Below are 18,471 nucleotides of genomic sequence, written 5' to 3' on the forward strand. Positions count from 1 at the left end.
AGACTGCGGCCGTGGTGGACGAATCGGTTGGTCACGCCGGTCGCGGGCCGGTCCTGCTGCTGCTGCACGGCATGGGAGCGACGGGCGACGTGTGGCTGCCCTGGGCGCCACTGCTGGAGCAGCACTGGCCAGGGCGGTGGTTGGCGCCGGATCTCGCCGGCCACGGCTGGTCGGCCCCGCTGTCGTCGTACTCCTTCGAGGGTCTGGCCCAGCGGATCGCACAGGGCCTGGCCTTCGACGACCGCATCGTGGTGCTCGGCCACTCGCTGGGTGGGGTGGTCGGCCTGGCGCTGGCGGCCCGCGCCGCCGGCCTGCCGGTGGACGCGGTGGTCGGGTTGGGCATCAAGGCGGTCTGGTCACCCGCCGAGCTGGCCCGGGCCGCGGAGCTCGCCGCCCGCCCGCTCGGTTGGTTCGCCAGCCGCACCGAGGCCGCCCGCCGCTACCTGCGGGTCGCCGGCCTCACCGGTCTGGTCTCTCCGGACCATCCGATGGTGGACGCCGGCCTGCGCCAGGTCGACGGCCGGTGGCGGCTCGCGATGGACACGAGCGCGTTCGCCGTCGGCCAGCCCGACCTGACCGCGCTGCTGGCGGCGACCGACGTGCCGGTGGTGCTGGCACGCGGCGAGCACGACCCGATGGTCACCGACGCACAGCTCAAGGAGTACGGCGTGCCGGTCGCCACGCTGCCCGGTCTCGGCCACAACGCGCACCTGGAGGACCCGGCCGCCGTGCTGGCGCTGCTGGACGCCTACCGCTGAGCTGCTAGACCGGTGCTGACGTGGCCAGGTTCTCCGCCGGCGCCAGCTCTCGGCGCGCGGCCGTCAGGAAAGCCTCGGCGTACGACTCGGCGGGGAAGTCACCCAGGTAGCGGCGGCGGGTGGCCCAGCGCTCCTCGGCCAGCGGGTCGGTGTCCAGCAGCGCGGTGAGCACGGCGTCCACATTCGACATGTCGCGCCGCAGCACGTAACCCGACCCGGCCAACGGGAAACGGTCGGTGAACCGGTCGCCCTCGTCGCCCATGTCGGTCACGGCGTACGGCTTGCCGGAGTAGAGGTAGTCCGAGATCACGCCGGACACGTCGGAGACCAGCGCGTCCGAGCGGTTGACGCACTCGGTCAGGCTCAGCTCGCGGGCCGCCGCGCCGAAGACGTGCTGCCGTCCGCTGCGGGCCCGGTCGGCGGCCAGCAGCTCCGTCAGCCGGCCCAACTGGCGTGCCGACGCCGGGTTCTGCGCCGTGTACGGGTGGGCCCGCAGGATCACCGTGGCACCGCGCTCCAGCAGCCGTCGCAGCAGCTCCTCGGCCACCGGCAGCGAGCAGTAGTCGGCGTCGGCGTGGTGCCCGGTCCAGGTCGGGGTGTAGAGCACCGTCGGGCTCGCGAGGCCGCGCGCCGGCTCCCGGCGTACGTCGATCGACTCGACCTGCGGGCGGCCCACCACCACGAACTTGTCCGCCGGGATCCGCACCCCGGCACGGGCGTACCGGTCGATCGCCGCCGGACCGGCCACGAAGATCCGGTCGAAGATCCCCGAGACCGGGTTGGCGCTCGGCGCCTTGTCGCTGTCGCCGTGGTGCAGCTGGATGTGGGTGAGCTGGGTGAACCGGACGCAGTGGCTGTTCTTCGCCCCGTGGTTGACGTAGAACGCCACCCGCAGGCTCGGCACCAGCGCCTCGTCGATCGCCCGCAGGGTGGGGCAGTAGACCACCGGCGCGTCGGTGGCCGCGGCGATGGGCGCCAGGAACTCCGGCTCGCGCACCAGGACCAGGAACGGCCTGCCGATCCGCTCCAGGTACGGCAGCCACATGGTGACCTGGTATTCCGAGCCGGGCGGCGCGGAGAAGTAGAGCAGGAACTCCGGCTGGTGCCGGCGCAGCGCGCGGGCCACCGGCCCACCGCCGCCGGTGGGCCGGAACCGCCGCCGGGCCAGATCCAGCGCGACCGCCCCGGCGCCGGCGCCCACCAGCAGGCTGACGACGAGCGCCACGGCGGCGGGCAGGGTCAGCGCGGCGGCGAGGGCCACTGCCGCGAGCAGCCCCAACAGGGCGACGCCGAGCCGGTCGGCGATCAGCGGGGTCCAGGCCCGTACCGGCAGGTTGGCCGCCCGGACCTCCAGGTTGCCGGCGGTCCGCAGCGGCCCCACCAGGAGCACCAGCCCCAGCAGGACCAGCGCCGTGGCGGCCAGCGCCGGGTCGAACCCGTCGTCGAGTCGCCGGGAGTAGCCGACCAGGACCGCCGCGGCGATCAGCGCCGTCTCGGCGACCAGGTCAGCGCCGGGCCGGATCCGCTGCTCGGCGGCCGCCGCGGCCAGCGCCGCGACGGCCAGCGCCAGCCCCCACCCGGTGGCGCCGGTCAGCGCCACCACGACGAACGCCAGCACCGCCAGACCGACGCTCAGGCACCGGGCAAGCAGCTTTCGGACCAGGTCACCACGCATGTCGTTCCGTTCGCCGCCGTCGGAGTTCCGTCGCCCGCGTCAGCTCGCGGAGGTCACGGCCGGCGCCGCCTCGGCCCGCGCAGACTGGGCCGGCACCGACGGACCGTCACCGGGCGCCCGGCGTACGTCGATGACCTGACCGGTCAGGTCGGAGATCAGCACGTCCAGCGACGACTGGGCGACGGCCTCCGCGGCGAGCAGGGTGTTCTCCGGCTCCTCGCCGAACGCCCGGGTCCGCATCGGGGTGGCCGTCCGCTCCGGGTTGATGCAGTTGACGCGGACGCCCACGTCGGCCCACTCGTCGGCGAGCGCCTGGGTCAGGTTGACCAGGGCGGCCTTGGTGGCCGAGTAGAGCGCGTAGCGGGCCCGACCCCGGGTGTACGAGCTGGAGGTGTAGAGCAGCAGCTGGCCCTTGGTCTGCTGGAGGTACGGCAGGGCCTGCCGGGCGATGGTCACCGGACCGACGAAGTTGACCTGCAACACCCGGTCCATCGTCTCCTCGTCCATCTCGGCCAGGGCGCCCTTCTCCAGGATCCCGGCGGTGACGACCACGTGGTCGATCCGGCCGGTGGCCTCGAAGGCGGTCGTCAGCGCGGCCTCGACGTCCTCGGCGCGCTCCACGTGGGTGCCAGTGGTGGAGCGGCTGAACGGGAAGACCTGCGCGCCGTAGCGCCGGGCCAGCTCGGTCAGCTCGTGGCCGATGCCGTAGCTGCCGCCGAACACCACGATGGTGCGGCCGGTCAGCTCCTCGCTGTAGCTGCGGTGGTCGGTCAGCCGGGGCGCCTGCGCCGCGGCGAGCTGGAAGAGCTTGTCCGCCAGGTGCACGTCGACCGGGTGGGTGACCTTGATGTTCTCGTCCGAGCCGTCGATCACCTTGATCGGGGTGCCCGGCAGGTAGCGCAGGACCACGCCGCAGTCGTCGGTGGCCGCGAAGTCGGGGTCACCCTCGGCGATCCGGTACGCCTCGCGGATGGTGGGGGAGCGGAACGCCTGCGGGGTCTGTCCCCGGCGCAGCCGGGAGCGCACCGGGATGTCGGTGATGCAGTCGTTCTCGTCCACCTGGATGATCGTGTCGGCGGAGGGGATGGCGACGTCGACGGCGTCGTAGGTCCACAGCGCGTTCACGCACTCGCGGACGATCCGGCCGCTGAGCAGCGGGCGAACCGCGTCGTGGAAGAGGATGTTGCAGTCGGCCGGGCCGACCGCGTCCAGCGCGATCCGGGTGGTCGCGTTGCGGGTGTCGCCACCCTCGATCACCTTCGTGACCTTGCGCAGGCCGGCCTTCTCGACGATCTGCCGGGCGTCCTCGACGTGGCCGGTGGCCATCAGCACGATGATCTCGTCGATCTCCGGGGCGGCCTCGAAGACGGCCAGGGTGTGCTCGATGATCGGCTTACCGGCGATCTTCAGCAGCTGCTTGGGGATGCCGAGGCCCAGCCGGGTCCCGGTGCCGCCGGCCAGCACCACGGCCACTGTCCGCGAGGGCCGCCACGGTGCGGGGGTCTCCGTTGCGGCGTCCGGGCCAGTGGTCTGGTCCTGCGTCATTGCCGGATCCTCACTCTCAGAATTGCGTTAACGGAAGGTTCCGCCCGAGCGGCGACGGAATGAACCTTAACGCGCGGACCGCGCCGCCCCAATGCGGGCGACGCGGTCCTGGTGCCGTGTCGATGCCGGAGGTTGGCCGGCACTCTACTTGCTGTTCGCGTACGCCTCGTATGCGCGGATGACCTCGTCGGTGGGGCCGTCCATCCGGAGAACGCCCGATTCCAGCCAGATCGTCCGTTCGCAGGTGTCACGCACGGACGAGAGCTGGTGGCTGACCAGGAACACCGTGCCGGCGCCCTCGCGCAGCTCGCGTACCCGCTGCTCGCTGCGCTTGCGGAAGCCCTTGTCGCCGGTGGCGAGCGCCTCGTCGATGAGCAGCACGTCGTGCCTCTTGGCGGCGGCGATGGAGAACCGCAGGCGGGCCGCCATCCCGGAGGAGTACGTGCGCATCGGCAGGCTGGCGAAGTCGCCCCGCTCGTTGATCCCGGAGAAGTCGATGATGCCCGCGGCCTGCTTGGCCACCTCGTCGGGGTGCATGCCCATCGCCAGGCAGCCCAGGACGACGTTGCGCTCGCCGGACAGGTCGTTGAGCAGCGCGGCGTTCACGCCGAGCAGCGACGGCTGCCCCTGGGTGTGGATCGCGCCCCGGTTGACCGGCAGCAGGCCGGCGATGGCCCGCAGGATGGTGGACTTGCCGGAGCCGTTGCTGCCGATCAGCCCGATCGCCTCGCCCCGGTACGCGGTGAACGAGACGCCCTTGACCGCGTGCACCTCCCGGACGTTCGGCGCGTTGGTGCGCTTGACCAGCCGGCGCAGCGCGGCCACCGGAGTGGTGCCACCGGTGGCACCCTGGTGGACCCGGTAGATGATGTGTGCGTCGTCCACCACCACGGTGGGGATCCGCTCCTGCGCCAGCACGGGCAGGGACACGGTCGCCTCGTCGGCGGCCCGCAGGGAATCAACCACGGCCGTACTCCTGTTCGCCGCGCCAGAAGTAGATGTAGCCACCGATGCCGGCCACCAGCGCCCACCCGGCGGCGACCAGCCAGAGCTGGGTCAGCGACTCGTTGAGCATCGGCGGCTCGTCCAGCAGCGCGTAGCGCGCCAGCTCGATGTAGACCAGCAGCGGGTTGAACTGGACCAGCGTCGCCGCCCAGCCGGGCAGCCGCGCGAAGAGGCTGACGCTGTAGAGCACGCCGGAGCCGTACATCCAGGTACGCATGAGGAACGGCATGACCTGCTTCAGGTCGCTCGCCTTGGAGCCCAGCCGGGCGACGATCAGCACCACGCCGGCATTGAACACCGCTTGGAGCAGCAGGGCCGGCACCAGCACCAGCCATTTCCAGGTGATCGACTCGCCGGTGACCAGCACGATCCCGATCAGCACCACCATCGAGGCGAGCAGTTGCTGGAACTGGGTCACCGTGGTGGACAGCGGCAGGCTGGCCCGAGGGAAGTGCAGGGCCCGGATCAGCCCGAGATTTCCGCTGATCGACTGGGTGCCCGCCAGCACCGCGCTCTGGGTGAAGTTGAAGATGAACAGGCCGGTGGTCAGGTAGCCGATGAAGTTCGGGATCCGGTCGTTCTGTCCCAGCACCACCCCGAAGATCAGGTAGTAGACCGCGGCGTTGGTCAGCGGGGTGAGCACCTGCCAGAGCTGGCCCAGCTTGGCGTTGCTGTACGAGGCGACCAGCTTGGCGTTGGCGTACGCGGCGATGAAGTGCCGGTAGGCCCAGAGTCGGCGGCTGTACTCGGCGAGGGTGGGTCGCTCACCGGCGACCCGTAGCCCGTGCCGAGCGGCCAGCTGCGCCTGGGTCAGGCCCGTGTCGGGGTCGACCAGCGCGGTGGTGGCCATGGAAATGGCGCTCCGATCTTTCGTGCAGACGGGTTGCTCGCGACGATGGAATCCTAGTGGGAAGGGTGCGCGGGGCGCCGCCTCGCCGCTGCGTGGACAGTAGTCCGAAACACGTCGGGACGCAACCGTAGCGTCGTTGCGCTACTGTAGTGGGCGTGACCTGCGAGAAGAGTCCATGGTGACGACCGAGAAGAGGCGTGTCCCGGCCGGCGCTGCGGTGCTGCGCGACGAGATCACCACGGCCATCCGGCGGGCGCTCATGCAGGAGCTCGCCGCGGTCGGCTACGGCCGGCTCTCCATCGAGGCGGTGGCCCGCCGGGCCGGCGTCAGCAAGACGGCGATCTACCGACGGTGGAGTTCGAAGCTGGACCTGGTGGTGGAGATCGTCGCCGCCGCGGCGCACGGCAAGCTGCCGGTGCTGGACACCGGCACTCTGCGCGGCGACCTCGCGCTGCTGTTCCAGGCGGTGGCGCACGCGCTGCGCCACCCCCTGGCCTCGCAGATCATCCCGGACCTGCTGGCCGAGGCCGCCCGCAACCCGGCCATCGAGGAGACCCTGCGTCAGGTGCTGCACGCCCGCCAGCAGGAGATCGGCGGCCGCCTCGTCACCCGCGCCGTGCAGCGCGGCGAGCTGCCCGCCGACACCGACCCGGACGCCGCCGTCGACCTCATCGTCGGCCCGCTCTACTGGCGGCTCGCCATCGCCCGGCTGCCGCTGACCGACAGCTACCTGGACAACCTGGTCGAATCCGTGGCCGCCGGGCTCGGCGCGACCAGCTCCGTACCGCTGCCCAGGGCGGCGCCGATTCCTGGCTGACCGAGCCCACGACACCACTCGCAGCGGGGCCGGCCGCGCCGCCCTCCTCCGCTAGGCTGCCCACTTGACACCCGGCCGTCACGAAACCGACATCCGTTTTTCGCCCTCACATCCGCCTGACGAGAAGGACGCCCGTGGCCAACGTCGACAGCATCGCCGTCGCGCCCACTGACCCGGACCCGACGCCGCGCCCCGAACAGGTGTCCCGGCTGGGCCAGGGCCCCGACCGGAGCCCCGCCGCCCGGGTACGCGCCCTGGTGGCCGCCGCCCCGGCGCTGCTCACCGATGGGGCCGTGGTCGCGTTCGCGCTCTTCACCGTCCTTTACCACGCGGCGTTCCTGGCGGATCTGCGTCCGTCGGTGACCTTCCGGATCTGGCTGGTCGCCTGTGTGCTGGTCGCTGTCGGGGCCGTGCTGCGCGCCCGCCGGCGCCCCGGAGGGATCTTCGGCGAGGAGGAACGGCCCGAGCCGGTCGAATCGGCCGACCCGCAGCCTCCCGTCGACCGCCGTCTGCTGATCGGCGTGCTCGTCGCTGCCGCGGTGGCCGCGGTCACCGCCGGAGTGGCGGGAACCGGTGCGGCCGTCACCTGGTGGATTCCGGCGGTAGCCGGCCTGCTCGCCGCGACCGGTGGGATCCTGCTGCTGCGTCGGGTCTGGCTGAGCGGCCCAACGTCCTCCTCGGTCGCGCCGATGCCCACGGCATCGCAGTCGGCGTACGCGCTCGTCATCTCGGTGCTGGTCGGAATCTCCTCGTTCTTCCTGGCCCGCAACACTCCCGACGACGTCTACTACGTCGGGAAATCAGTCTGGATCGCCGAGCGGGACCTCATCCCGCTCAACGACTTCCTGTTCTCCGAGAACGTCCTGCCGGCGATGGGTTCGCAGCCTCCGATCCCCTCGATCGAGGTGTTCGACGGCGCGCTCGCCCACGTCTTCGGCATCCACGGTGCTTCGGCCACCTGGTACGTGGCGCTACCGATCATGGCGGTCCTGGCGGTGCTCGCGCTGTGGCGACTGACCCACCGGTGGGCGCCGCGTCGACCCGTGCTCGCCTTCACGGTGGCCGTCGCGTACCTGTACCTGGTCGCCGGCGGGGACGCCGCGCTGGGCACGTTCCACCTGCCCCGGCTCTACGAGGGCAAGGGCATGTTCGTGTCGGCCGTCATCCCGCTGATGTGGCTCTACCTGACCGAGTGGTTCGACAACCGCTCCCGGCGCAGCCTGTTCCTCATCGTGGCGCTCTCGATCACCGCCATCGGCCTCACCACCACCGCCGCGATCATCCTGCCGATGCTGGTCGGCGCCGCCGGGTTCGCCATGTTGCTGGTCGGGCGCTGGAAGGCCGCGGTGGTGGCCGGGGTCGCGGCCCTCGCGTACCCGATCGGCTCGCTCGTGGTGTCCCGTCTGCTGCTCGGCGGGCTGACCGCGGACGGCGCGGACGACGCCTTCTTCGACGCGGCGTACACCTACAAGCGGACCCTGCTGTTCGGCGTGGTCGGCGTGATCTCCGGACTGGCTCTCTGGTGCGGCCCGCTGCTGGCCCGTCGACGTACGCCCGCGCTGCTCACCGCAGGTGCGACCGCGGCCCTGAGCGTGCTGTTCGTCCCCGGGGTGTTGGAGGCGTTGAGCGCGCTCAGCGGCATTTCCGTGGTGCTGTGGCGGGTGCCGTGGCTGCTCGCCCTGCCGACACTGATCGGGCTGCTCTGTACGGTCCGGGTGCCGGCGCCCACGCCGGTGCTGCGTCGCGCCGCGGCGGGTGGGATCGCGGTGCTGCTGGTCGCCTCGTTCGCTCTCTTCGCCACCCCGATGTGGTCCGCGAAGAGTTGGGTCGATGTGCACGAGCGGCCCACCTGGAAGCTGCCGCAGCAACGCCAGTCGATCGCCTTCTGGATCAAGGGCTTGGACCGGCCCCCGGGCCTGCTGCTCGCGCCGAAGACCATCATGCGCGCCTCCCTGGTCGTCACCAGCCAGGTCCGGGTCGTCCTTCCGCGCGACTTCTATCTCGTTGAGTACGATCTCAACTCCCAGTTCGCCAAGGACCGGCTGCTGCTCGCGGGCTTCGCCGACGGCGCCACCACCCCGACGTCGACCGAACTCGCGTCAGCGCTCGACCGGCTGGACGTGGGCACCATCTGTGTCTACAACGGAAACCAGTACGCCCGTGAGATGGCACCACAGCTCGGCTACCAGGAGTTCGCCAAGCGTCGGGGACCCGGGGCCATGACCTGTTTTCGGCGGGTCGGCTGAGCACCCGGTCCGCTGAGCGGCCCGTGCGTCGTCCTGGGGTGGTACGCGGACGGCCGGTGCGTTGACCGAAATGTGCGCCCGATACCCGAGCGACACCGCTGGGTCCGTTCGCGTTAAGGTCGCAGTCACCACTACCGCCCGCCGCACGGGGTCTGGATCACCACATCTGTGGCCGGCCGCTCCTGGTGCGCGGTAGGCCATGCGCGACGGGGAGTGTCATCGACGCACCACGGGCATGCGTCCAAGACGGAAATCGTAGGGAGCGAACTCGTTGTTCGGCACGTTGACAGGACGCATCGGAGTGGCCGCCCGCAGCGCGCTGCTGGTGTTGTCCTACCTGGTCATGCTCGTCGCCGGCGTCTTCGGTTGGGTCGGCCTGTTCGCCGTCGCCGGACTGGCGGCGGTGCTCGGCGAGTTCGCCGTCGCCCGCTGGTCCCCGCAGTCGCAGCTGTTGCTGGAGAAGGTCGGCCTGCACTGGTCGTACCGGCAGTTGACCCGGGACCTGGCGGCCGTGCTGCTGGTCGCCGCGGAGGTCACCCTCGACGGCACCGAGCTGAGCCTGCTGCTGATCCTGCCGGCGGCGGTGTGGGTCGTCTCGGTGTTCGCCGGCGCGCTCTCCACCATGATCGACCGTCGTAACCCGCTGTCGGCCCTGGTGCGCAACATCGAGCTGGGCCCGCTGCGCTCGGCCCCTCGGCCGCCGGCCTGGGCGGCGGCGGTCGCGGGCGAGCGGATGCCCCTGCTCAACGTGCTGCTGGTGCCGGCCGCGGTGGCCGCCGCGGTGCAGCACGAGGCGACGCCGTTCCTCGTGGCCGCCACGGTGACGGTGGCGGCGACCGCGGTGGTGGGCGCGATCATCGCGGTGACCTGGCTGCGCGGCCGGGGCTCCGGGCAGGGCCCGTTGCTGCCCGCCGTGCAGCGCTGGCTCGACACGTACCGGCCCGAGGTGGCGCTCTACTTCGCCGGACCGGCCAAGGACGTCTACCAGGCCAACATGTGGCTCGCGCCGACCGAGGCGCTGAACCAGCGCGCGGTGGTGCTGATGCGCAGCCGGGAGGCGTTCAACGAGCTGGCCGACACCCGGCTGCCGGTGATCTGCGTACCGGCCGGGGTGGACTTCATGAACCTCGAACTCGGCAGCGTCCGCGCGGCCCTCTACGCCGCGAACGTCGGCGCGAACATCCACATGCTGCGCGAGCCCGGCATGAAGCACGTCTTCGTCGGGCACGGCGACAGCGACAAGCAGGCCAGCGTCAACCCCTACAGCAAGGTGTACGACGAGGTCTGGGTCGCGGGCCTGGCCGGCCGGGAGCGGTACGCCCGCGCCGGGGTGGGCGTGCTCGACGCGGACATCGTCGAGATCGGCCGGCCGCAGCTGGCCGGGGTGCACACCTTCGGCGCCGAGTCGGTGGACCGGCCGTTCACCGTGCTCTACGCGCCCACCTGGGAGGGTTGGCTCGACGACGACCCGTACCACACCTCGCTGGTGCTGATGGGTGAGCGGATCGTCAAGGGCCTGCTGGCCACCAACCCCCGGGTGCGCCTGGTCTACAAGCCGCACCCGCTGACCGGGTCGCGGTCCAAGGCGGCCAAGGCCGTGCACGACCGGATCGTCGAGGCGATCAAGGCCGCCGGCGGCAACCCCAACGCCGCGTCCCTGGACGGCACCGCGCACCTCGTGGTGACCGGCCGGACGCCGGGGCTGTTCGACTGCTTCAACCAGACCGACCTGCTGATCAGCGACGTGTCCAGTGTGGTCTCCGACTTCGTGCAGAGCCAGCGGCCGTACGTGGTGGCCAACCCGGCCGGCCTGCCGGAGGACGAGTTCCGCCGCGAGTACCCGACCGCGCGGGCCGCGTACCTGCTCTCCGCCGACTGTGGCGAGCTGGAGAAGATCGTGGCGGTCACCCGGGCTGGCGACGACCCGATGACCGAGGCACGCCGCGACCTGAAGACCTACCTGCTGGGGCCGGCCGAGGCCAACCCCATGGACCGGTTCGCCGAGGAGATCTCCCGCCTCTGCCGCTGACCCGCGCGTACGACGTCCCGCGCCCGGCCCGACATCAGTCGGACCGGGCGCGGTCGCGTCAGCGGAGCCAGGGTGGCGCGGTCGCGTCAGCGGAGCGGGGGTTGGTGCCGTCGCGTCAGTCGAGCAGGGCGGCGACCGCGTCGGCGACCGGTGTGTCGGCGGGCAACGCGCGGGCCGTCACCACAGCGGTCAGCGGCAGCGGTCCGTACAGGTGCGGGAAGAGCTGCCCGCCCCGCGACGGTTCCCAGCGCAGGGCGTCGCCCAGCCGGTCGGCGTCCACGCCCAGCAGGGTGAGGCCGGTGGCGCCGGCGAAGTGCCGGCGGGCCGTCTCCACCACCTGGTCGGCGGCGGAGAGGTGGATGAAACCGTCCTGCCGGTCCACGGCCGAGCCGGCGACGGCGCCGGCGGCCTGGGCGTCGTCCCACTCGACGGTCGGCAACAGCTTGTAGATCACCTCCGCAGACTACGTCGCCGATGTCGCGCTGCGAGAACGTCGGCCGGTGCGCGTTTCGGCCGTACCGCCGCCGACGCCCGTCGCCGCCCGGCATGCTCAGGTGGAGCGGCCGGAAAGGGGTGGACGATGGCGAGCTACGACGACGACTGGACCGACACCCAGCGCGGGTTGTACGACGAGTGCTACCGGGCCGGCGGTGAGTGGGCCGAGGACCCGGACACCCCGTCCGACGACGTACAGCATGTGATCAACCTGGCCGAGGCGGACGACGACGCCTTCGACGACGCCGAGATCGACTTCCCGCCCCTGGTCGACGCCGTGACCCAGGCCAGCGGGGTCAACGTCACCAGCGTGCCGGCCCGGCACGACGACCCCGGATTCCGGGGCTTCGCCGACGGAGTCCGCGACGCGGTCGCCGACGACGTCTTCGGTCTGTAGCCGACCCGACCGGGAGGGCGGCCCTCCCGCTCGCGGCACGCTTCTGCCACCATTCGCAGGACGGCTGCGACGGATGGGGGCACGGTGCGGATCCTGCTGGTGGAGGACGACCGCCGGGTGGCCGCCGCGCTCTCCTCCGCACTGACCCGCCGCGGCTACCAGGTCGAGCACGCGGCCACCGTCGCCGCGGCGCTCTCCGCCGCCCCCTGCGACCTGGTGCTGCTCGATCTGACCCTGCCCGACGGGGACGGCACCGACGTGTGTCGCGAGCTGCGCCGACGCAGCAGCCAGCTCGGCATCATCGCGGTGACCGCGCGGGGTGAGGAACGCGACCGGGTGCTCGGGCTGCGCCTCGGCGCGGACGACTACGTGGTCAAACCGTTCTCGATGGTGGAGCTGCAGGCCCGGATCGAGGCGGTGCTGCGCCGGGCCGCGAACGCGGCGCCCGAGCGGCACCTGATCGAGGCGGGGGCGGTACGCATCGACGTGGCCGCCCGCACGGTGACGGTGGCGGGGCGCGCGGTCACGCTGACCCGCAAGGAGTTCGACGTGCTGCTGTCGTTGGCCCGCCAGCCGGGGGTGGCGGTGCCCCGCGACCGCATCCTGCTCGACGCCTGGGGCACCACCTGGGCCGACCGGCACACCGTCGAGGTGCACGTCGGGTCGTTGCGCGGCAAGCTGGGCGACGCGCGCCTGGTGGAGACCGTCCGCGGGGTCGGCTACCGGCTGCGCGATGCGTGAGGGGCCGCCGTGCGCCGTCGACTGGTGATCAGTTATCTGCTGCTGATGGTGCTCGTCCTCATCGCGTTGGAGAGCCCGCTCGCCGTCACCCTGGCCAGTCGGGAGACCGAGCGGGTGCGCGCCGACCGGCTCGCCGACGCCACCCGGTTCGCCTCGCTGGCCGGGCCGGCGTTGCGCGGCGGCGAGCCCGGCCCGATCGGGGCGGAGCTGCGCAGCTACGACGAGCTGTACGGAATCGGCGCGGCGGTCGTCGACCGGGACCGGGGCATCGTCGTCGACTCGGCGAGCTGGCAGTCCACGGGGACCGCCACGGTGCTGGACGTCGCGCTCTCCGGGCAGCAGGCCAGCGCGCCCGAGTCGGTCTGGCCGTGGTCGGCCGGGCCGGTGGTGGTGGCGGTGCCCATCAACGACGGCGGTGAGGTCCTCGGCGCGGTGGTGATCGTGACCCCCGCCGACGAGATCCGCCGGGCCGTGAGCACCTGGTGGCTGCTGCTCACCCTGGCCGGCCTGCTCGTCGTGCTGGCCTGCGTGCTCACCGCGTTCGGGCTGGCCGGTTGGGTGCTGCGCCCGGTGACCGAGCTGGACGCGGTCACCCACGAGATCGCCGAGGGCGACCGGGGCGCGCGCGTGCAGCACCGGCTCGGCCCGCCGGAGCTGCGTCGACTCGCGGCCAGTTTCAACCACATGGCCGACGTGGTCTCCGATGTGATGGACCGACAGCGTGCGTTCGTCGCACACGCCAGCCACCAGCTGCGCAACCCGCTCACCGCGCTGCGGCTGCGGGTGGAGGAGCTGGGTCCCAGCCTCACCGACGCGGACGGGCGCTCCGAGCACCGGTTGGCGCTGGAGGAGACCGACCGGTTGGCGCTGGTGCTCGACGCGCTGCTCACCCTGGCCCGGGCCGAACGGGAGGAGAACGAGCGGGTCACCGTGGACGCCGCCGCCGTGGCCGCGTCCCGGGTGGCCGCGTGGGCGCCGTTGGCCCGGCACCGGTCGATCGCGTTGCGGCTGGCCACCAGCGACGCCCCGGCGTACGCGCGGACCGTGCCGACCGCCGTCGACCAGGCGCTGGACGCGCTGATCGACAACGCGGTGAAGTTCAGCGGGGCCGGCGGGGCGGTGACGGTGACCGTGGCCCGCCGTGACGACGGGGTGGCCCTGGAGGTGCGCGACACCGGCCCGGGGATGACCGAGAGTCAGCTCGGCCAGGCCACCGAGCGGTTCTGGCGAGCGCCGGACGCGCAGAACGTCGACGGCGCCGGGCTCGGCCTGACCATCGCCGCTGTGCTGGTCGACGCCTCCGACGGCCGGCTCACCATGCGGCCGGCCGAGCCGCGCGGGCTGGTCGCCGGCCTGTGGTTCCCGGCTCCCGAGCCCGAGCCCGAGCCGGCGGGGGAGCCGGCGGACGAGGACCCGTCCGTCGACCTGCGGCCCGCCCGGGCCCGGTAGCGGCCCGACCAGGGCGGCGGGCGCCTCTCGGCGCGGCCGGCGACAGTCAGGGTTTGGCGGCCCGGTACCAGGCGGCGGCACCGGGGTGCAGCGGCAGCGGCGCGGTGGCGATCGCCGAGCGGGGGCTCATCCGTCCCGCCGCCGGGTGCGCCGCGCCCAGCTCGGCCCGCCGCTCCATCAGCAGCCGGGTCACCTCCCGCACCAGCGGCTCCGGCAGGTCTGCCCGCACGATGAGGTAGTTCGGGTCGGCGACAGTGGTCACCGGGTTCATGCCGTACACCGAGCGGGGGATGTCCCGGGAGACGTAGACCTGGCCGTAGCGGGCGCGCAGCGGCTCCGTCCACTCACCGAGGTCCACGATCCGGGTGGCGCTGCGCCCGGCCAGCTCCTCGATGCCCCGCACCGGCAGACCGCCGGAAAAGAAGAACGCGTCGATACGCCCCGAGCGCAGGGCCGCCACCGAGTCGTCCAGACCGAGCCGTTCCCGGCGTACCGTGTCGCCACCGAGCCGGGCCACCTCCAGCAGCCGGGTGGCGGTGATCTCGGTGCCGGAGCCGGGCGCGCCCACGGAGACCCGCCGGCCGCGCAGGTCGCCGATCGTGCGGACCGGCCCGCCGTCGGTCGTGACCAGGTGCAGCTGGTCGTCGTACACCCGCGCCACCGCGTCCACCGTCGGGCTCTGCGTCGGGCTGGCGGGCAGCACGTCGGCCTGGGTGAAGCCCAGCTCGGCTGCTCCGGAGCCGACCAGGCGGACGTTCTCCGCCGAGGCGGCGGTGATCACCACGCTGGCCCGTACCCCGGGCAGTTCCCGGTTGAGGATGGTCGCGAGAGACTGCCCGAACGCGTAGTAGACGGCGGTGGGGCTGCCGGTGGCGATCCGGATCGCCACCGGCTCGGCCGGGTCGTCCCGGCAGCCGGCGGCAGTGAGGGCCGCGACCAGCACCAGCGCCGCCGCCCCCGCGCGGCGCGAACCGGCCCGACCCGACGAGGTACGACTCACGCGGTGCACTGTGCGCGCTCCGGCGGGCGCGCGCAAGCCCGTACCCGTCGATGCCGCCGTGGGTGCGGCGCGGGCTCCGCTCAGCAGACCGGGTGGCGGGCCGGCTCGGGCACCGCGCCGCGGGCCGGCTCCATCGACGCGCTGCGCAGGATGCGCGCCCGGTCCGGCCCGTCGGCCACGCTGACCAGGAAACAGCCGGTGCCCGGGCGGAGCACGGCCGGCACGTCGAGCACGGCCGCACTGCGGATCAGCACGGCGGCCAACTCCCGGTCGGTGAGCCGCACACCGAGGATGTGCCGCCGCACGTGCCGCCCGCCGGCCAGCAGCGCTGAGCGCCACGCCGCCGCCGCGAGCCGGGACATCCACCGGCGGCGGGCCGGCGAGGCGCCCGGCACGGGACCGCCCAGCAGCTCCCGACGCCCCTGCCACCAACCGGCATCCACCATCCGGGCGTACGCCCCCCGGTGCTCCGGTGGCACCCAGAGCCGGTGCAGCTCGTAGCGGCGGCGCAGACCGCCGACGGCCACCTCCTGGGTGACCGGAATGTCGAGGCGGGCGAGCAACTGCCGCATCCGCTGCGCGGCGTCCTCCCGGTTGAACTCGACCCCCGGCGCGTGCGACGGCAGCGCGGTGCCCGACCGGGCGCCGGTCGCCGGCGCCGTGCAGCGCAGCAGGCAGGCGGCCTCGAACGCGTCGCCCAGGGTCAGCCAGTCCAGCGGGGGTGGCGTCGCCGGCGAACGGGGCCGGTCGAGCAGGGCGGGATCGCGGGCCAACGGAGGCTCCCTTGTCGGAGTCTGGGTTCCCCTACCGTGGCCCCTGCGCGGCCGTTGCGGAACGCCTCCCGTCCAGCCTTGAGGAAAATTTGCGGCTCCCGCGCCGCTACAGGTCGGTGACCACCAGGTCCACCTGCCGGACCCGACCGGGGACGGCGGGTTCCTCCACCACTGTGTGCTTCAGCTCCCGCAGCGTGCCGATCAGCTCCGCGGCGGTGCGCGGTCGGGCCCCGGCGACCAGCAGGTCACGCACCAGCCGCCCCTTGGTCGCCTTGTTGAAGTGGCTCACGACCGAGCGGACCGGCACACCGTCGACCTCCCGCTCGTGCAGCACCCGTACGGTCACCGTCCGCTCGGCCAGTGCGCCGCGCGGCGTCCAGGTGGCGGCGTACGCGCCGGAGCGCAGGTCCAGCACCGGGCCCCGACCGGCCGCCTCGGGCAGGACCGGCGCCAGCTCCGCGCGCCAGTACGCCGACAGCGCCCCGACACCCGGCAGGCGCGCGCCGATCGGGCAGCGGTACGGCGGGATCCGGTCGGCGAGACGCACCGCCCCCCACAGGCCGGAGCTGATCAGGATCGACCGGCGGGCCGCCCGCAGCGCCGCCGACGGCAGCGTGGCCAGCTCCAGCGCCTCGTAGAGCACCCCGGTGTAGAGCCGCTCGGCCGGCGCGGTGGCCGCCGCGCGCAACCGGGCGTTGCGGCGCAGCTCGCCCCGCTGGCCGTCGCTGAGCCCGAGCGCCGTCCGCGCCGCCTCCTCGTCCGGCCCGGCGCTGAGCGCGACGAGCGCGTCGAGCACCCGCTCGCGGGCGGGGTTCAGCTCCGGCAGCGAGAGCTTGTCGGGGGTCCACCGCCGTCCGGTGCCGGCGTCGGCCTTCCCCTCCGAGGGCGGCAGCAGGATGAGCATCGGGTCTCCTCGGGCGGGTGAAGCGGCAGCCCGGCCAGCGTACGACCCGCCGCTAGCGCCAGGGCCGCACCGGGGTGTCGGGGTGGTACACGCGATAGCCGCCCACCTCGCGCACCGGTGCGGCGTCGGGCCGGTCGGCGAGCAGCCGGCGCAGCCGCCGGTCCATCGGCGAGTCGATCTCCACCACGTAACCCGGCCGGGCGGCCCGCCCAACCTGCCGCCAGTACGGGCGGTAGCGGTTCTGCCCGGGGGACAGGTCCCCGTCGAGCACCCCGCAGACCACCGTCTCATCGGTGTTGAAGATCAGCCGGTTGCAGGTCCAGTAGTCCCCGTACACCTCGTGCGGCCCGTCGGCGCGCAGCGCGGCGGCCAGCTCCCGGGCCTGACGCTCCTCGGTCCGCGACGCGGCGGCGCCGGTGGTCGCGAAGAGCACGGTGACCACAAGCGTCGTCGCGGCCAACGCCGCCAGCACGGCGGTGGCGAGCGCGCCGGCCAACCGGCCGAGCACGCCCACCGTGCCCCGCCAGCAGGCCAGGGCCGCCACCCAGAGCGGCCACAGCACCGCCGGCAGCGACAGTTGCAGCACCGACAGGTAGCGGGCGTTGGCCAGGGGACTCGTCGCGGCGAGCGGGCTGCGGACGTACGACAGCAGGGTCAACGCCGCGCCGACGACAAGCGCGAGCTGCACCACCGGCCCGACCCGCGCGCCACGCGGCGTGCCGGCGACCCGCGTGCCGGGCCCCGCGGCCTGCCTGTCGCGCGGCATGCTGACGGCCCGGCGGTACGCGAGGAGCGCGAGCGCCGCGGCGGCCACCAGCAGCACCGGGTACAACACGCCGAACCACTGCTGCCACCGGCCGCAGCCGTCGACCGGGCAGAGCCCGTGCGCCAACGGCACCCCCTCCAGCAGGCCGCCCCGGATCCGGTCGGTCCACGGCGGCAGCGGGCCGGCCTTGGTGCTGACCTCCCGGAACACCGTCAGCGAGTCCTCACCCGGCCCGGCGCGCAGGTTGTCGACGATCATCGGCGCGGTCCCGGCCACGAAACCCGCCACCAGCAGCAGTCCGGACCAGCCGAGCAGTTCCCGCCGCACCGCCCAGACCAGGGCCACCGCGGCCACCGCCAGGTACGGCAGGATCAGCCAGTCCGACCAGGCGGCCAGCCCGACCAGCAGCCCGAACAGGGCGACGGCGAGTCGACGGTGGCGCACCGTCCCGGCGGCCAGCCCCACCGTGATCAGCAGCATCAGCAGCACCGCCGGTTTCACCTCCGGCCGGCCGCCGACCACTGTGAGCTGGTCGCGCACCACCCGCTCCGGGCCCAGCGCCAGCAGGCCGACGACGAGGACGGCGAACCACGGCGAGTAGAGCCGGCGGGTGAGCCGGTACACGAGGTAGAGGAAGACCGCGTACAGGGCGAGCATCGGCAGCCGCAGCACCGGCCAGCTCGGCCCGGCCACGGCGAGCAGCGGCGCGGCCAGGTACGACTCCAGCATGCCCATGTAGTGCTGGCCGTAGAGGAAGACGGGGTGTTCCCGGCCCTGCCCGATGTGCAGGGCGGCCAGCCCGAAGGTCGCCTCGTCGCTGTTCGACACCGGCACGGTGTACAGCGTGAGGACCAGCCGGTACCCGACACCGACCAGACCGAACAGCAGCGCGACGAGCGCCGGCCGGTCGAGTCGCGGACGCCACCGCCCGCGATGCTGCTCTGGATGCGACACGACCACGCCCCCGTCGTCGTCCCGACCGGAGTGTTTCACGGACCACGAGCCGGTCGGGGTGGTTCCG

Annotated in this window: 16 protein-coding genes; 7 read left to right on the plus strand and 9 right to left on the minus strand. The window is 73.1% G+C overall.

Features of this window, described 5'->3' with window-relative positions:
* The first annotated feature begins 11 nt into the window (after nt 1-11).
* On the plus strand, nt 12-758 hold the full coding sequence (locus ACFYPR_RS26625) for an alpha/beta hydrolase (protein WP_355067354.1): 747 nt from the start codon (nt 12-14) through the stop codon (nt 756-758).
* Nucleotides 759-762: 4 nt separating this feature from the next.
* On the opposite strand, the gene ACFYPR_RS26630 is transcribed toward ACFYPR_RS26625, so the two are convergent.
* The 4 genes from ACFYPR_RS26630 to ACFYPR_RS26645 all read right to left on the minus strand — a co-directional run bounded on the left by ACFYPR_RS26630 (nt 763) and on the right by ACFYPR_RS26645 (nt 5,833).
* Entirely contained in the window at nt 763-2,433 is a 1,671-nt protein-coding gene (locus ACFYPR_RS26630; RefSeq protein ID WP_387263045.1) for a CDP-glycerol glycerophosphotransferase family protein, read from the minus strand.
* A 39-nt stretch (nt 2,434-2,472) separates the two neighbouring features.
* A complete protein-coding gene (locus tag ACFYPR_RS26635; protein WP_387263048.1) occupies nt 2,473-3,978 on the minus strand; it encodes a D-ribitol-5-phosphate cytidylyltransferase in 1,506 nt (501 codons plus the stop codon).
* Nucleotides 3,979-4,122: 144 nt separating this feature from the next.
* Complete coding sequence (locus ACFYPR_RS26640) at nt 4,123-4,932, minus strand: ABC transporter ATP-binding protein (RefSeq protein ID WP_354862102.1); 810 nt, start codon at nt 4,930-4,932, stop codon at nt 4,123-4,125.
* A 4-nt stretch (nt 4,933-4,936) separates the two neighbouring features.
* Nucleotides 4,937-5,833: an ABC transporter permease gene (locus ACFYPR_RS26645; protein ID WP_354862092.1), complete on the minus strand. Its 897-nt coding sequence runs from the start codon at nt 5,831-5,833 to the stop codon at nt 4,937-4,939.
* 217 nt (nt 5,834-6,050) lie between these two features.
* Between ACFYPR_RS26645 and ACFYPR_RS26650 the strand changes: the two genes are divergently transcribed.
* The 3 genes from ACFYPR_RS26650 (at nt 6,051) to ACFYPR_RS26660 (ending at nt 10,925) form a co-directional block, all read left to right on the plus strand.
* Entirely contained in the window at nt 6,051-6,650 is a 600-nt protein-coding gene (locus ACFYPR_RS26650; protein WP_354862104.1) for a TetR/AcrR family transcriptional regulator, read from the plus strand.
* A 134-nt stretch (nt 6,651-6,784) separates the two neighbouring features.
* Entirely contained in the window at nt 6,785-8,896 is a 2,112-nt protein-coding gene (locus ACFYPR_RS26655; protein ID WP_387263050.1) for a DUF6077 domain-containing protein, read from the plus strand.
* Nucleotides 8,897-9,167: 271 nt separating this feature from the next.
* Entirely contained in the window at nt 9,168-10,925 is a 1,758-nt protein-coding gene (locus ACFYPR_RS26660; protein ID WP_387263053.1) for a CDP-glycerol glycerophosphotransferase family protein, read from the plus strand.
* Between the two features lie 115 nt (nt 10,926-11,040).
* Here the strand turns inward: ACFYPR_RS26660 and ACFYPR_RS26665 are convergent, their stop codons facing one another.
* On the minus strand, nt 11,041-11,379 hold the full coding sequence (locus tag ACFYPR_RS26665) for a DUF952 domain-containing protein (protein WP_354862097.1): 339 nt from the start codon (nt 11,377-11,379) through the stop codon (nt 11,041-11,043).
* Nucleotides 11,380-11,505: 126 nt separating this feature from the next.
* Here ACFYPR_RS26665 and ACFYPR_RS26670 point away from each other — a divergent pair, with 126 nt between their 5' ends.
* From ACFYPR_RS26670 to ACFYPR_RS26680, 3 genes are all read left to right on the plus strand, one after another.
* Nucleotides 11,506-11,817: a hypothetical protein gene (locus tag ACFYPR_RS26670; protein ID WP_354862099.1), complete on the plus strand. Its 312-nt coding sequence runs from the start codon at nt 11,506-11,508 to the stop codon at nt 11,815-11,817.
* Nucleotides 11,818-11,901: 84 nt separating this feature from the next.
* Nucleotides 11,902-12,558 carry a response regulator transcription factor gene (locus tag ACFYPR_RS26675; protein ID WP_039907784.1) on the plus strand — a complete coding sequence of 219 codons (657 nt, stop codon included), beginning with the start codon at nt 11,902-11,904 and terminating at the stop codon, nt 12,556-12,558.
* A 9-nt stretch (nt 12,559-12,567) separates the two neighbouring features.
* Nucleotides 12,568-14,007, plus strand: a complete 1,440-nt coding sequence (locus tag ACFYPR_RS26680) for an ATP-binding protein (RefSeq protein ID WP_387181844.1) — start codon at nt 12,568-12,570, stop codon at nt 14,005-14,007.
* A gap of 46 nt (nt 14,008-14,053) precedes the next feature.
* Here the strand turns inward: ACFYPR_RS26680 and ACFYPR_RS26685 are convergent, their stop codons facing one another.
* The 4 genes from ACFYPR_RS26685 to ACFYPR_RS26700 all read right to left on the minus strand — a co-directional run bounded on the left by ACFYPR_RS26685 (nt 14,054) and on the right by ACFYPR_RS26700 (nt 18,404).
* Nucleotides 14,054-15,016, minus strand: a complete 963-nt coding sequence (locus ACFYPR_RS26685; RefSeq protein ID WP_387181847.1) for a TAXI family TRAP transporter solute-binding subunit — start codon at nt 15,014-15,016, stop codon at nt 14,054-14,056.
* Between the two features lie 71 nt (nt 15,017-15,087).
* Complete coding sequence (locus ACFYPR_RS26690; protein ID WP_363936670.1) at nt 15,088-15,780, minus strand: hypothetical protein; 693 nt, start codon at nt 15,778-15,780, stop codon at nt 15,088-15,090.
* 106 nt (nt 15,781-15,886) lie between these two features.
* A complete protein-coding gene (gene yaaA, locus ACFYPR_RS26695) occupies nt 15,887-16,684 on the minus strand; it encodes a peroxide stress protein YaaA (protein ID WP_354856700.1) in 798 nt (265 codons plus the stop codon).
* 52 nt (nt 16,685-16,736) lie between these two features.
* On the minus strand, nt 16,737-18,404 hold the full coding sequence (locus ACFYPR_RS26700; protein WP_387263056.1) for an ArnT family glycosyltransferase: 1,668 nt from the start codon (nt 18,402-18,404) through the stop codon (nt 16,737-16,739).
* Nucleotides 18,405-18,471: the final 67 nt, after the last annotated feature.

It is taken from the genome of Micromonospora sp. NPDC005254 (genome assembly GCF_042872525.1).
GTDB lineage: Bacteria > Actinomycetota > Actinomycetes > Mycobacteriales > Micromonosporaceae > Micromonospora.